The sequence below is a fragment of the Kitasatospora sp. NPDC048662 genome (genome assembly GCF_055587065.1).
Window position 1 is genome coordinate 39,870 of record NZ_JBVJHA010000020.1, and the last position, 14,258, is coordinate 54,127.

Sequence of the window (14,258 nt, forward strand, 5' to 3'; positions counted from 1 at the left end):
GGAGACAGATGCGGGTTGAAGGACAGGTCGCGGCCATCACGGGCGCGGCCCGCGGACTCGGACGCTCCCACGCGTTCCTGTTCGCCAGGGAGGGGGCCGACCTGCTGCTGGTCGACCGCTGCCGGGAGGACGGGCCCTACCCGCTGGCCGGCCGGCGGGAACTGGAGGAGACCGCCGCCGAATGCCGACGGCTCGGCGCGCGGGTCGTCACCGCCGTCGCCGACGTCCGCGACCAGGCCTCGGTGGACGCCGCGGTCGCCGCCGGACTCGCCGAGTTCGACCGGATCGACATCCTGCTGAACAACGCCGGCCTGCTCGCCCCCGGCGGCGTCCGCTCGCACGAACTCAGCGAGCAGGACTGGAGCCTGGTGGTCGACGTCAACCTGAACGGCACCTGGCGCTGCTGCCGGGCCGTGCTGCCGGTCATGGTGGAACAGGGCGGCGGGTCGATCGTCAACACCGCCTCGGTCGGCGGGCTGGTCGGCTACGAGATGTACTCCAGCTACGTCGCCTCCAAGCACGCCGTGATCGGCCTGACCAAGGCGCTGGCCCTCGAGTACGGCCGGTCGGGCATCCGGGTCAACGCGGTCTGCCCCACCACGGTCGCCGCCGAGGACCGGCTGGACACCCGCTCCACCGCCGCGGTCGCGGCCAGCATGGGCGCCTCGCTCGCCGACTACGAGCGCAGCTCCACCTCCTACCACCCGATCGGCCGGCTGGTGACGGCCGAGGAGGTGTCGGCCGCCTGCCTCTGGCTGGCCGGCCGGGAGTCGGCCGGCACCACCGGCTCCGCCCTGGTCGTCGACGGCGGATTCACCGCCCGCTGACACCGCCCGCTGACACCGCCCGCTGACACCGCCCGACGGCACCCCCCGACGGGCACCCTCAGGCACCCCCATCGGCACAGGAAGGAGAGGCAATGACCGGGCAAGCGGACCAGGCGCGCTCCGGAGACCCGCTGGAGCAACGGCTCGCGGCGCTCGGCCCGGCCCAGCGGGAGCTGGTCCGGAAGATCATGGAGCAGGGCGCGCCACAGGCACCCGAGGGCGTCCGGCGACGGCCCGCGAACCTCACCGAGATACCCGCCTCCTTCGAGCAGGAGCGGCTCTGGTTCATGAACGAGCTGCTCACCCACCGGGAGATCTTCCACGTCCCGATCGCCCTGCGGATCACCGGCGACCTGGACACCGAGGCACTGCGCCGGGCACTGCGCCGGCTGACCGGTCGGCACGAGGCGCTGCGGACGGTCTTCACCGACACCCAGGACGGGCCCCGGCAGATCGTGCTGGACACGATGACGATTGAGCTCCCGGTGGCCGACTGCACCGCCGCGTCGGACCCGCGGGCCGAGGCCCGCCGCCTTGCCGCGCAGGCCGTCACCGAGCCCTTCGACCTGCGGACCGGGCCACTGCTGCGCTGCGCGCTGTACCGGACCGGCCCGGCCGAGCACCTGCTGCTGATCGTTCAGCACCACATCGTCTCCGACTACTGGTCGCTGGGAATCCTGCTGGGCGACCTGGGCGCCTGCTACGCCGCCGAGACGGGCCACCCGGCCGAACTCGAACCGATCGACCTGCACTACCCGGACTTCGCCGACTGGCAGCGCCGGACGATGAACGCCGACGCCCTCGGCGAACTGCTCGACCACTGGCGGACCCGGCTCGCCGACCTGCCCGGCACCCTGGAACTGCCCACCGACCGGCCCCGGCCGCCGATCCGCTCCAGCCAGGGCCGCTTCCACCGGGTGGAGTTCCCGCCGGAGCTGGTCACCGCGATGCGCGCGCTCGCCAAGGAGTGCTCCACCACCCTGCACGTCACCTTCCTGGCGGCGTACTTCGCGCTGCTGGAGCGCCTGACCCGCCGTCAGGACCTGGTCGTCGGCGTGCCGGTGGCCGGCCGCACCCGGCCCGAACTGCAGCGCATGGTCGGCTACTTCCTGAACTGGCTGCCGGTCCGGGTCCGGCTGGACGGCCGGCCCTCGCTGCGCGAGCTGGTGGTCCGCACCCGGGAGGCCTTCACCGCCGCGCTGGCCCACCAGGACCTGCCCTTCGACATGCTGGTGCGCGAGCTGCAGCCGTCCCGGACCCCCGGGGTGACCCCGGTGTTCCAGACCTCCTTCAGCCTGCGCGACTCCGCCCCCACCGTGCCCGCGCTGCCCGGCCTGGAGACGGAGTTCGCGGACCTGGACGGCGGGGCGACGCACTTCGACCTGATGGCCGAGCTGTGGTGCGAGGGCGAGGCGGTGGTCGGCTACTTCCCGTACGACGACGAGCTGTTCGACGAGACCACGGTGGCCGACTTCGTCCGCTGGATGACCCGGCTGCTGGCGGAGGGCACCGCCCGGCCGGACCTGCCGATCGCCGCCGTCCCGCTGGCCGCCGTCCCCGCGCAGGCCGTCGCCGGGCCGGCCGCTGCCGCTCCCCGGGCCGCCACCACCCTGCACGGCGCGTTCCGGGCCCAGGCCGAGCGGCGGCCGGACGCGGTCGCCGTCAGCGACGACCGGGGCTCCCTGAGCTACCGCGAACTCGCCGAGCGGGCCGACCGGTTGGCGCACCGGCTGCGCGGGGAGGGGGTCGGCCCCGGCACGGTGGTCGGCCTGCTGGTGGAGCGCACCACCGACCTGGCGGCGGCCGTGCTCGCCGTGCTCCAGTGCGGCGCGGCCTACCTTCCGATCGACCCGGACAACCCGGCCGAGCGCACCGCCGTCCAGTTCGCCGACTGCGCGGTGACGGTGGCGGTGGTCGCCCCGGCGCTGACCGGCCGCCTCCCGGACCGGCCGGTGCGGGCCGTCCCGCTCGACGCGGACGCCGGGCCGCAGGACACCGGCCCCGTTGCCCCGGTGGACGTGCCGACGCCACCCGAGTCGCCGGCCTACGTGATCTACACCTCCGGATCCACCGGCGTCCCCAAGGGCGTGGTGGTCTCGCACGCCAACGTGCTGGCACTGTTCGACGGCGCCCGCCGGGACTTCGAGCTGGGCGAGGACGACGTCTGGACGATGTTCCACTCGTACGCCTTCGACTTCTCGGTCTGGGAACTGTGGGGCGCGCTGCTGCACGGCGGCCGGCTGGTGGTGGTCCCGTACTGGATCACCAGGGCGCCCGACGCCTTCCTCGACCTGCTGGAGCACGAGCGGGTCACCGTGCTGAGCCAGACCCCGTCCGCGTTCGCCCAGCTGGCCGCCCTGGCCGCCCCCGAGCGGCGCGAACTCGCCCTGCGGTACGTGGTGTTCGGCGGCGAACGGCTCGACCTGGCCACCCTGTCCGGCTGGCTGAACACCTACGGCGACCAGGCGCCGCAGCTGGTCAACATGTACGGCATCACCGAGACCACCGTCCACGTCACCTTCCGCCCGGTGACCGCCGCCGACGCCGGACAGCACGCCTCGCCGATCGGCCGGCCGCTCGCCCACCTCGCCCTGTACCTGCTGGACGAGGAACTCCAGCCGGTGCCGGACGGCATCCCGGGCGAGATCCACGTCGGCGGCGCCGGAGTGGCGTCGTACTACCAGGCCGCGCCGGCGATCACCGCCGCCCGGATGGTCCCCGACCCGTTCACCGCCGAACCCGGCGCCCGGATGTACCGCAGCGGCGACATCGCGGTGCGCCGGCGCGACGGCGAACTGGTGTACCTCGGCCGGGCCGACCAGCAGCACAAGATCCGCGGTCACCGGGTGGAGACCGGCGAGATCCGCAGCGCGCTGCTGGCCCTGGACGGCGTCGCCCAGGGCGCGGTGTTCGTCACCGACGACCGGCTCGGCGGCAAGAGCCTGCTCGCCTGCGTGGTACCGGCCACCGACCCGGACCGCGGCGCCGCCCCCACCCCGACCCAGATCCGCCGCGGACTGCTGCGCACCCTGCCGGAGTGGATGGTCCCGGCGACCGTGCTGCTGGTGGAGGAACTGCCGCTCACCCGCAACGGGAAGCTCGACGAGCGCGCCCTCGCCGCACTCCAGCGCCAGGAGACCCGCCTGCGCGAGCCCTCCGAGCCGCCGCACGGGCCGACCGCCCTGGCCCTGGCCGCGATCTGGGAGGAACTGCTCGGCGTCACCGGCATCGGCGGCGAGGACAACTTCTTCGAACTGGGCGGGCACTCGCTGATGGTGGTTCAGCTGGTGTCCAGGATCCACCGCTCGCTGGGCGTCGTCGTCCCGATGGAGACGCTCTTCCTGCGGCCGGAGCTCCAGGCGATGGCCGACGGCCTCGACGAACTGGAACAGAGCGCCGACACCGGGCTGGCCGTGGCCGGCGAGGACTGGATCGAGGGCCTCTCGGAGGCCGAACTCGACGCCATGCTGGCGGCCCTGGACGACGAGGACCGAGCCTGACCCGACCCGCACGGCCGGCGCCGACCGGCCGTCCATCCAGGCAACACCGAGGGAGCACCGTACGTGGACCGCACCGTACCTGCGGCAGTGGAACAGCACGCCAAGGCAACACCCGACGCCCTCGCGATCGAGCGCGACGGCGAACAACTCAGCTACCGGGAGCTCAACTCCCGGGCCAACCGGGTGGCCCGGGAACTGCTCGGCCGCGGCGCGCGCCGCGGCTCGGTGGTCGGCGTCCACCTCGGCCGCTCCGCGGAGTGGGTGATCGCCGTCCTCGGCGTCCTCAAGGCCGGCGCGGTGTGCATGTCGCTCGACCCGAAGGCCCCCGCCGAGCGGACCGCCCGGGCGATCGCGGCCGCCAGCCCGGTGGCCGTGCTGACCGGCCGGCGCGACGGCGGCACCCCGCCCGAGGGCGCGCCGGTGATCCTGCTCGACACCCTCGCGGCCGGCCCGGAGGACGAGGAGAACCCGGACGTGGAGCTGCGCCCCGAGGACCTCGCCTTCGCCATGCACACCTCGGGCTCCTCCGGACGGGCCAAGATCGTTCTGGCGCAGCACAGCTGGCTCTCCGAAGGGGTCCGGCGCGGCGTCGCCGTCAACCGCACCACCGCGGCGGACCGCGGCTCCTGGCTGGCCCCCGCCGGAGCCGGGATCGCCGTCCACGAGGTCTGCATGCTGCTGTGGGCTGGCGCGAGCATCCACATCTGCGAACCGGACGTGGTCGCCTCCCCGGTGGACCTGCGGGTCTGGCTGCTCGACCACGCGATCACCCAGACCTTCGTCATCACCCCGGTCGGCGAGGCGCTGCAGGCCCTGGAGTGGCCCGCGGACGGCCCGCTGCGCCTGATGACCCTCGGCGGCGACAAGCTCAACAGCTGGGCCCCGCCCGGCCTGCCGTTCGAGGTCGCGGTCTCCTACGGCTCGCTGGAGGCCTTCCAGATCGCCAACTCGCTGCACCCCTGGGAGACCCGTCGCACCCCGGCCACCGCCACCGCCGCGGACCGGGCCGCCCCGCCGCCGGTCGGCGAGCCGCTGCCCGGCGTCGGCGTGCACCTGCTGGAGGAGGACCTCACCCCGGTGGAACCGGGTGCCATCGGCGAGGTCTGGGTCGACTCCCCGTCCCTGTCCCTGGGCTACCTCGGCGACCCGGCGACGACCGCCGACCGGTTCCGGCCGAACCCGTTCGGCGAGCCCGGCAGCCGGCTCTACCGCAGCGGCGACGCGGGCCGGCTGCGCGCCGACGGGATCCTGGAGCACCACGGCCGGATCGACGACGTGGTCAAGATCCGCGGCCACCGGGTGGAGGTGGGCGAGGTCGAGTGGGCGCTGGCCGGACACCCCGCCGTCCGGCAGGTCGCGGTGGTCGGCGCGCGGGAGGAGGCCGGGCCGCTCCAGCTGGTCGCCTGCCTGGTCACCGACGGCAGCGCCGAGCCGCGTGAACTGCGCGCCTGGGCGGTCGAGCGCCTGCAGGACTTCATGGTCCCGGTCGCCTACGTGCTGCTGGACCGCCTGCCGGTCAACACCTCCAACAAGATCGACCGGCTGGCCCTGCCACCGCAGGGCTGGCAGCGCTGGCGCCCGGCGGGCCCGTACCGGGCGCCGGAGGGTGAACACGCCGTCGGGCTCGCCGAACTGTTCACCGAACTCCTCGCGGTCGAGCGGGTCGGCGCGGACGACGACTTCTTCGAGCTGGGCGGCGACTCCCTGCTCGCGGCCCGGCTGCAGACGCGGATCGGCGAGCGCTTCGGCGTCCGGCTCGGCCTGGAGGACCTGATGGGCGGGGCCACCCCGGCCGAGCTGGCCGAGCAGGTGGCGCGCGCCGCCGCGGCCGGCGCCGGGATCGAGCAGCTGGCGCCCATCACCCCGCGAACCAGCCACTGAAAAGAAATAATCGACGGATTTTCCGCCCCGCATCGAATAGTGGTGCGGTACGATTCTGCGAGCCGGGAGGCGAAATGACCGACGACGGTCGCCACTACCACGTTGTCATCAATGCGGAAGAGCAGTACTCGATCTGGCAGACCGATCGACCGATTCCCGCAGGATGGTCCGAAGCCGGCTTCAGTGGCTCCAAGGAAGCCTGCCTGGCGCACATCGCAGAGGTGTGGACGGACATGCGGCCGCTCAGCCTGCGGAATCGGCTCGGGATCGCATAGCAGCGCTCAGAACACACGACGTGAGCTCCACCGAAAGCTAGCGGAGGACATGTGAACGGGCAGCACGGGCAGGAATTCGAGGAAGCCATCGCCATTGTCGGGATGAGTTGCCGGTTCGCGCCGGATCTCGACAATCCGGAGAAACTCTGGAAATACCTCGTCGATGGCAGCAGCGCGATAAGCGAAATGCCCGACAAGCGCTGGGACCCGTACGCGGCACAGAGCCCGGACGCGACCGCGATCCTCCGCCGCACCACGCGGAAGGGCATGTACCTCGACGACATCGAGGGGTTCGACGCCGAGTTCTTCAGAATCACCCCGCGGGAGGCCGAGTTCCTCGACCCGCAGCAGCGCATCCTGCTCGAACTCGCCTGGGAGGCACTGGAGAACGCCGGCGTCCCCCCGCTCGGCCTGCGCGGCAGCGGCGCCGGCGTCTACATGTCGGCCAACTCCAACGACTACGGCCGACGGCTGCTGGAGGACCTCCCCCGATCAGGGGCGTGGGCCGTCAACGGCACCACCTTCTACGGGATGGCCAACCGCATCTCGTACTTCCTCGACGTCAACGGCCCGAGCATGGCGGTCGACACCGCCTGCGCCGGCTCGCTGACCGCCCTCCACCTGGCCTGCCAGGCGCTGCGCTCCGGCGAGACCCCGGTGGCCATCGCCGGCGGCATCAACATCATCGCCACCCCGGCGCTCAACGTCGCGCTCGACGCGGCCGGAGCGACCTCCCCCGACGGCCGCAGCAAGGCCTTCGACAAGGCCGCCGACGGGTACGGCCGCGGCGAGGGCGCGGGCGTGGTGGTCCTCAAGCGGCTCGCCGACGCCCAGCGCGACGGCGACCCGATCCGCGCCCTGATCATCGGCACCGGCGTGTTCCAGGACGGCCGCTCCGACGGCATGATGGCCCCCAGCGGCAAGGCCCAGGAGCACATGCTGCGGGAGGTCTACCGGCGCTCCGGCATCGACCCCGCCACGGTCGGCTACCTGGAGGCCCACGGCACCGGCACCCAGGCCGGCGACCGCGCCGAAGTCCAGGCCCTGGCCGCCGTGTTCGGGCAGGCGCGCGACACCGAGGACCCCTGCCTGCTCGGCACCCTCAAGCCCAACATCGGCCACGTCGAGGCCGCCTCCGGCATCGCCGGCACCATCAAGGCCGTCCTGGCCATGGAACACGGCGAACTGCCGCGCAGCGTCCACAACGAGCCCAACCCCGACCTCGAACTCGACCGCTCCGGGCTCCGCCTGGTCGCCGAGACCACCCCGTGGCCGGCCGGCCCCGAGCCCCGCCGGGCCGGCGTCTCCAGCTACGGCGTCGGCGGCACCATCTCCCACCTCATCCTGCAGGAGGCGCCCGCGCCGCAGAGCGCCCCCGCCGCACCGGCCCTGCCGGTCCACCGGGCCGAGGAGGAGCCCCGGCTCTTCCCGCTCTCGGCGATGTCGGAGGCCGGCCTGAAGGCGCTGGCCGGAGCGAGCGCCGCCTGGCTGCGCGCCAACCCCACCGCGAACCTGGACTCGATCGCCCACACGCTCACCCACCGCCGCTCCCACCTCGACTCCCGGGCCGCGCTGCTGGCCGACTCCGCCGCCGAACTGGCCGGCCGCCTCGACCTGCTGGCCGCCGGCGAGCGCGCCCCCGAACTGGTCACCGGCCGGGCCCAGCCCTCCGCCGACCCCGGCGTGGTCTGGGTGTTCTCCGGGCACGGCGCGCAGTGGACCGGCATGGGCCGCGAACTGCTCGGCACCGACCGGGAGTTCGCCGCCGTCATCGACGAGCTCGGGCCGGTCTTCCAGGAGGAGCTGGGCTGGACACCGCGCGAGGTGATCCGCGAGGGCGGCCCCTGGACCGTCACCGTCGTCCAGGCCATGACCTTCGCCATGCAGGCCGCCCTCGCGGCCAGTTGGCGCGCCCGCGGGGTCACCCCGGCCGCGGTGATCGGACACTCCGTCGGCGAGATCGCCGCCTCGGTCGCGGCCGGCGCCCTCGACCTGGTCGACGCCGCCCGGTTCGCCTGCCGCCGCGCCGCCGCCCTGGAGCGGGTCGCCGGACTCGGCGGCATGGCCATGGTCGGCGAGCCGCTGGCCGCCGTCGAGGAGCGGCTGAACGGCTGGAACGGCCTGACGGCGGCGATCTCGGCCAGCCCGCGCTCCACCGTGGTCTCCGGCGACGCCGCCGAGATCGACCGGCTGGTCACCGAGTGGACCGAAGCCGGACTCCAGGTGCGCCGGGTCGACACCGACGTGGCCTTCCACAGCCCGCACGTGGACGCCGTCCTGGCCGAGGTCGCCGAGGCCGCCGGCCGGCTCACCGCGCGCGAGCCGCACACCGTCCTGTACAGCAGCGCACTGCCCGACCCGCGCGCCACCGACCTGCGCGAGGGCGGCTACTGGTCGGCCAACCTGCGCGAGCCCGTCCGGTTCGCCCAGGCCGTCCAGGCCGCGATCGAGGACGGACGCCGGCTGTTCCTGGAGATCTCCTCCCACCCGGTGGTCGCCCAGTCGGTCACCGAGACCGCCGAACACCTCGGCGCGGACGACACCGTCGTGGTGAGCACCCTGCGGCGGGACCGGCCGGAGACCGCCACCCTGCTCCGCAACCTCGCCGAACTCCACTGCCACGGCGCGGAGATCGCCTGGCCGGCCGGCCCCGGCAGCCTGCTGCCGATGCCCGCCACCCAGTGGCAGCACCGCCCCTACTGGATCTTCCCGGAGACCTCCGCGGAGAGCCACGGCCGCGGCCACGACCCGGACAGCCACACCCTGCTCGGCGGCCGGATGACCGTCGCCGGCGCGCCCGCCCAGCAGGTCTGGCAGACCCACCTGGACATGGACAGCCGCCCCTACGCGCAGAGCCACAAGGTGGTCGGCGTGGAGACCGTCCCCGCCTCCGTGGTGCTCAACAGCTTCGTCGCGGCGGCCGCGCAGGGCGACACCCTGCCGGGCCTGAAGGACATCGTCTTCCGCACCCCGCTGGCCGCGCTGCCGCCCCGCGTGGTGCAGGTCGTCCTGGACCGCAACCAGATCCGGCTGGCCAGCTGCGTCCAGCGCGACCCCGCCGAGCTCGTGGCCGGCCAGGAAATGGACTGGCTGACCCACACCACCGCCACCATCGACCACGAGGTGCAGGTCGGCGCGGTACAGATGGAGGACCCGCAGGACATCCGGGAGCGCTGCACCGAGGAGTGGACCTGGCACCGGGTCGACACCATGTTCCGCAAGATGGGTGTGGACGGCTACACCTTCCCCTGGGTGGTCACCGAGCTGCGCCGCAACGCCACCGAACAGTTCGCCACGATGATCATCGACCACGAGCCCAAGCTGCACCCGAGCAGCTGGACCGCGGTGATCGACGGCGCGCTGACCGTGAGCGGCGTGCTGGTCACCCACGAGGGCACCACCACCCTGCGCACCTCCTCGCACATCGAGGCGCTCGCCTTCCGCGGCGCCCCGCCCGGACGCATCACCGTCCACACCACCCGCTCCGCGGACTCCCCGGAGACCAGCGTGGACGCGCTGATCGCGGACGAGAACGGCGACGTGGTCTGCGAGCTCAAGGGTCTGCGCTACACCATCGTCCAGGACCGCCCCGGCGGCATCATGGCCCCGCGCGAGCTGGTGCACGAGATCGACTGGCGCGCGGTGGAACCCGAGGAGAACCACCGGATCCGGCAGCTGCTGCTGCTCGGCGACGACACCGTGACCCGAGCCCTGGCCCGGGACCTGGCCGACTCCGGGGTGCGCTGCGTGCAGCTGGGCTCGCCGGCCGACCTGGCCGACGCCGCGCTGGACGAGCCCGGAGCCCTGCTGGTGGCCCCGCCCCGGCAGCAGGACGGGGAGTCGCCCGAGGAGGCCGCCGAGCGCTCCGCCTGGACCCTGATCGAGACCGTCCAGGCGCTCAGCCGCCGGCTCGCCGACCGGCCCGTCCCGGACGCCGAGTCCCCGCTCAAGCTGTGGTGCCTCACCCAGGGCGTCCGGGAGGCCGAGCAGGAGAACGCACTCGCCCATGCCCCGCTGTGGGGAGTCTCCCGGATCACCGCCGGCGAGCGCCCCGACCTCTGGGGCGGCGTGATCGACGTCTCCGGCGAGCTGGCCGCCTTCGACGGCGACACCTCGGACCGGGTGCTGCGAGTGCTCTCGGCCTTCGCCGGCGCGGAGGACGTCATCTCGGTGACCAAGGACAGCACCTCGGTCGCCCGGCTGACCCAGATCGACCGCGCGGCCGGCTCCGGAAGCGTCCAGTGCCACCCCGACGGCACCTACCTGATCACCGGCGGCGTCGGCGCACTCGGCCTGGAGGTGGCCCGCTCCCTGGTGGAACGCGGCGCCCGCCGACTCGTCCTGGTCAGCCGCCGCGGACTGCCGCCGCGCTCCCAGTGGGCCGAGGTCGAGGACGGCGCCGTCCGCGGCCAGATCGACGCCGTCCAGGCCCTGGAGGCGCTCGGCGCGACCGTCCGGGTGCTGGCACTGGACATCGCGGACGCCGACAAGGTGGCCGCGGCGCTCGACCCGTCCGCGCTCGACCTGCCGCCGATCCGCGGCGTGGTGCACGCCGCGGGCGTGGTCAACGACGCCCTGGTCGACCACGTCGACCGGGACGGCCTGCGGCACGCCATGGCCCCCAAGATGCTCGGAGCCATGGTGCTGCACCGGATGTTCCCGCCCGGGACGCTGGACTTCTTCGTGCTCTTCTCCTCCTGCGGTCAGCTGGCCCGGCTCACCGGCCAGGCCAGCTACGCGGCCGGCAACTCCTTCCTGGACGGGCTCGCCGCCCACCGCTCCACGGGCGGACACACCGAGACCACCAGCCTCGCCTGGACGTCCTGGCGCGGCGCGGGCATGGCCGAGACCACCGCCGGGACCACCACGATCGAGGCCGAGTCCCGCGGACTGGGCAGCATCTCGATCACCGAGGCGTTCCGCGCCTGGTCCTTCGCCGACCGCTTCAACAGCCCGTACTACGCGATCATGCGGGTGCTGCCGGAGCGCAAGCTGCCGGTGTTCAGCGAGCTCACCAGCGTCACCGAGGAGGAGGGCGGCGCGCTGCCCGGCGTGACCGACTGGGCGGCCCTGGAACCGGAGGAACTGCGGGCCAAGGCCACCGAAGAGGTCAACGAGCAGGTGGCGGCCGAACTCAACCTGCCGCCCGAGCAGATCGACCCCAACCGCCCGCTGCTCGACCTCGGCGTCGACTCGGTGCTGACCGTCGGCCTGCGGGTGCGGCTCAACCGGCGCTTCGGCGTCGACCTGCCGCCCACCGTGCTGTGGAGCAACCCGACGGTCAACGCCCTGGCCGAGTCCCTGGTCCAGGAACTCACCCGGCGCACCGCCGAGGAGCAGGCGCAAGCCGCCGACGCGGCCGACGCGGCTGATTCGGCGGCGGACAACGCAACGACGGAGCTCGTGGAGGACTGATGACGCAGGCGCGACAGGATCTCATCGCCCGGCTGGTCGGCGAGTTCGACTGGCACGACCCCGAGTACACCCCCGACGTGGCGGAGGACGTCAACCGCGGCATCAGGGAACGCTCGGGCGTGACCTACACGCCGTCCCACGGCGGGCTGTGGATCCTGTCGCGCCACGCCGACGTCCGGGCGGCGCTGAAGGACCACGAGACCTTCAGCTCCGGATCCGGGGTCTTCCACCCCCGGGCGGCCGGCATGCCGATGTTCTCCCCGATCGAATTCGACCCGCCCGAACACGGCGAGCTGCGCCGCCTGATGGCGCCTCCGCTGCACAACGAGGAGGTGCGCCGGCTGGAGAAGCCGGTGCGCGCGCTTGCCGCCGACCTGATCGACCCGATCGTCCGGCGCGGCCACGGCGACTTCGTGGCCGAGCTGGCCCACCCCTTCGCCATCGGCGTGCTGGCGCTCGCCATCGGCCTGTCCGACCGGGCCCAGTCCCGCGTGCGGGAACTGACCAGCAACCTGTGGCAGCACCTGTCCAAGGACAGCGACGCCGACGACTTCTGGCCGCAGTTCCAGGCCCTGCTGACCGAGGAGGTGGAGGCCGCCCGGGCCAACCCCGGCGACCACTACCTCTCCCGGCTGGCCGCCACCGAGATCGACGGGGAACCGATCTCCGACGAGCGGCTGCACTCGATCATCGTGTCGCTGTGCATCGCCGGCCACCAGACCACCCTCAACACCCTCAGCCGGATGCTCTGGTACCTGGCCGGCCACCCCGAACTCCAGGCCAGGCTGCGCGCCGAGCCCGAGCTGCTGCCGGTCGTCGGCGACGAGACCATGCGCCGCTGGTGCCCGACCGACCGCTTCACCCGGGTCACCACCCGGGAGGTGGTGGTCGACGGCACCGTCATCCCGGCCGGCGCCCGGGTGGTGCTGCTGCTGGACGCGGCCAACCGCGACCCGGCGAAGTTCCCCGACCCGGAGGAGTTCTCGCTCGAACGCGGCACCTCCCACCAGCACCTCAGCTTCGGCTTCGGCATCCACCACTGCCTCGGCGCGAGCCTGGCCCGGCTGGAGTTCCGCACGGTGCTGGGCGAACTCGCCCGGCACCCCGTGTACCACCTCACCGAAGAACCCCACCGGCGCTTCGAGAACGGCCGGCACATCGTGTTCGACGCGGTCAAGGTCCGGTTCGAGGACCCGGCCGCGCAGGACCCGGCAGCGGAAGGAACGGACCGATGACCGCATCCGGTCACCCGACGGACGGGGCGGACGGCCCCGACGGCCTGCCGACGGACGGGGCGGGCGGCCTGGACGGGCTGCTCGGCATCGCCAACGGCATGTGGGCGGCCCAGACACTCACCGCCGCCCTGGACCTCGGCGTGTTCAGCGCCCTCGCCGCCACCGACGGCCTCACCGCCGCCGAGGCGGCCGGGCTGCTCGGCATTCCGGCCCGCCCCGCGGAGGTCCTGCTCACCGCCTGCGCCGCGCTGGGCCTGCTGACCGGCGCGGACGGCCGGTACCGCAACACCGCGGCGGCGGGGCAGTACCTGGTCCGCGGCGGGCCGGACTACCTCGGCGACTACATCACCATGCTCCGCGACCACACCACCCCCGGCTGGCTGCGGGTCACCGAGGCACTCCGCTCGGACACCCCCAGCCGCTGGAAGCCGGAGCAGCAGGACCGGATCTTCGACGCGGAGAACCGCACCACCGCCTTCTGGGACGGCCTCTACCCGCTGTCCGTCCTCACCGGCCGGGCCCTGGCCGCGGCGGTCGACCTCGGCGGCTCGACCCGGCTGCTGGACGTCGGCGGCGGGGGCGGGGGCTTCGACATCGAGTTCTGCCGCCGCCACCCGCAGCTCCGGGCCACCGTGTACGACCTGCCGTTCGTCTGCGCGTACGCCGAGAAGCGGATCGCCGCGGCCGGGCTCGCCGAGCGGATCGGCACCCACCCCGGCGACTTCTTCGAGGAACCGGAGCTGCCCGGGGGCCACGACGCGATCCTGCTCTCGCTGATCCTGCACGACTGGGACGAGCCCCGGAACCGTGCGCTGCTCGCCAAGTGCCACCGGGCACTGCCGGCCGGCGGCCTGCTGGTGATCAGCGAACTGCTGGTGGACGACGCGAAGACCGGGCCGCTGGACGCCGCGCTGATGAGCATGAACATGGTGGTGGGCACCTGGGGCCGCAACTACACGGCCGCCGAGTACGGCGAGTGGCTGCGCGACGCCGGGTTCAGCGACATCCGGACGGTTCCGTTCACCGCGCCCGGGGCGAACGGCGCGGTGATCGCCCGGAAGGCCTGAGGCCGCACCGGAAGGCGCGAAGGGGACGCCCGGAAGGCGTGAAGCCGCACCGGGCCCC

General features: G+C 73.5%; 7 protein-coding genes. All 7 read left to right on the forward strand.

The features are described 5' to 3' along the window. Nucleotides 1-8 precede the first annotated feature (8 nt). Nucleotides 9-827 carry an SDR family oxidoreductase gene (locus tag ACZ6R9_RS32470; protein WP_380478993.1) on the forward strand — a complete coding sequence of 273 codons (819 nt, stop codon included), beginning with the start codon at nt 9-11 and terminating at the stop codon, nt 825-827. Between the two features lie 92 nt (nt 828-919). Then, the gene (locus ACZ6R9_RS32475) at nt 920-4,327 is read left to right on the forward strand and encodes an amino acid adenylation domain-containing protein (protein ID WP_465542269.1); all 3,408 of its coding nucleotides are present in this window, start codon (nt 920-922) and stop codon (nt 4,325-4,327) included. Between the two features lie 63 nt (nt 4,328-4,390). Next, nucleotides 4,391-6,208 (forward strand): non-ribosomal peptide synthetase, encoded by a 1,818-nt coding sequence (locus tag ACZ6R9_RS32480; RefSeq protein ID WP_465542271.1) that lies wholly within the window; start codon nt 4,391-4,393, stop codon nt 6,206-6,208. Nucleotides 6,209-6,282: 74 nt separating this feature from the next. Then, nucleotides 6,283-6,483: an MbtH family protein gene (locus tag ACZ6R9_RS32485; protein ID WP_380478987.1), complete on the forward strand. Its 201-nt coding sequence runs from the start codon at nt 6,283-6,285 to the stop codon at nt 6,481-6,483. A 51-nt stretch (nt 6,484-6,534) separates the two neighbouring features. Continuing rightward, nucleotides 6,535-11,898 (forward strand): type I polyketide synthase, encoded by a 5,364-nt coding sequence (locus ACZ6R9_RS32490; protein WP_465542274.1) that lies wholly within the window; start codon nt 6,535-6,537, stop codon nt 11,896-11,898. After that, complete coding sequence (locus ACZ6R9_RS32495; RefSeq protein ID WP_380478983.1) at nt 11,898-13,133, forward strand: cytochrome P450; 1,236 nt, start codon at nt 11,898-11,900, stop codon at nt 13,131-13,133. Before ACZ6R9_RS32490 ends, ACZ6R9_RS32495 begins: the two co-directional genes overlap by 1 nt. Then, the gene (locus tag ACZ6R9_RS32500) at nt 13,130-14,200 is read left to right on the forward strand and encodes a methyltransferase (protein ID WP_465542276.1); all 1,071 of its coding nucleotides are present in this window, start codon (nt 13,130-13,132) and stop codon (nt 14,198-14,200) included. Before ACZ6R9_RS32495 ends, ACZ6R9_RS32500 begins: the two co-directional genes overlap by 4 nt. Nucleotides 14,201-14,258 lie beyond the last annotated feature (58 nt).

What these genes read in the sequence shown, in the direction of transcription:
- ACZ6R9_RS32470 (WP_380478993.1), top strand. Translation starts at nt 9, where the DNA reads ATGCGGGTTGAAGGACAGGTCGCGGCCATCACGGGCGCGGCCCGCGGA.
- ACZ6R9_RS32475 (WP_465542269.1), top strand. Translation starts at nt 920, where the DNA reads ATGACCGGGCAAGCGGACCAGGCGCGCTCCGGAGACCCGCTGGAGCAA.
- ACZ6R9_RS32485 (WP_380478987.1), top strand. Translation starts at nt 6,283, where the DNA reads ATGACCGACGACGGTCGCCACTACCACGTTGTCATCAATGCGGAAGAG.
- ACZ6R9_RS32495 (WP_380478983.1), top strand. Translation starts at nt 11,898, where the DNA reads ATGACGCAGGCGCGACAGGATCTCATCGCCCGGCTGGTCGGCGAGTTC.
- ACZ6R9_RS32500 (WP_465542276.1), top strand. Translation starts at nt 13,130, where the DNA reads ATGACCGCATCCGGTCACCCGACGGACGGGGCGGACGGCCCCGACGGC.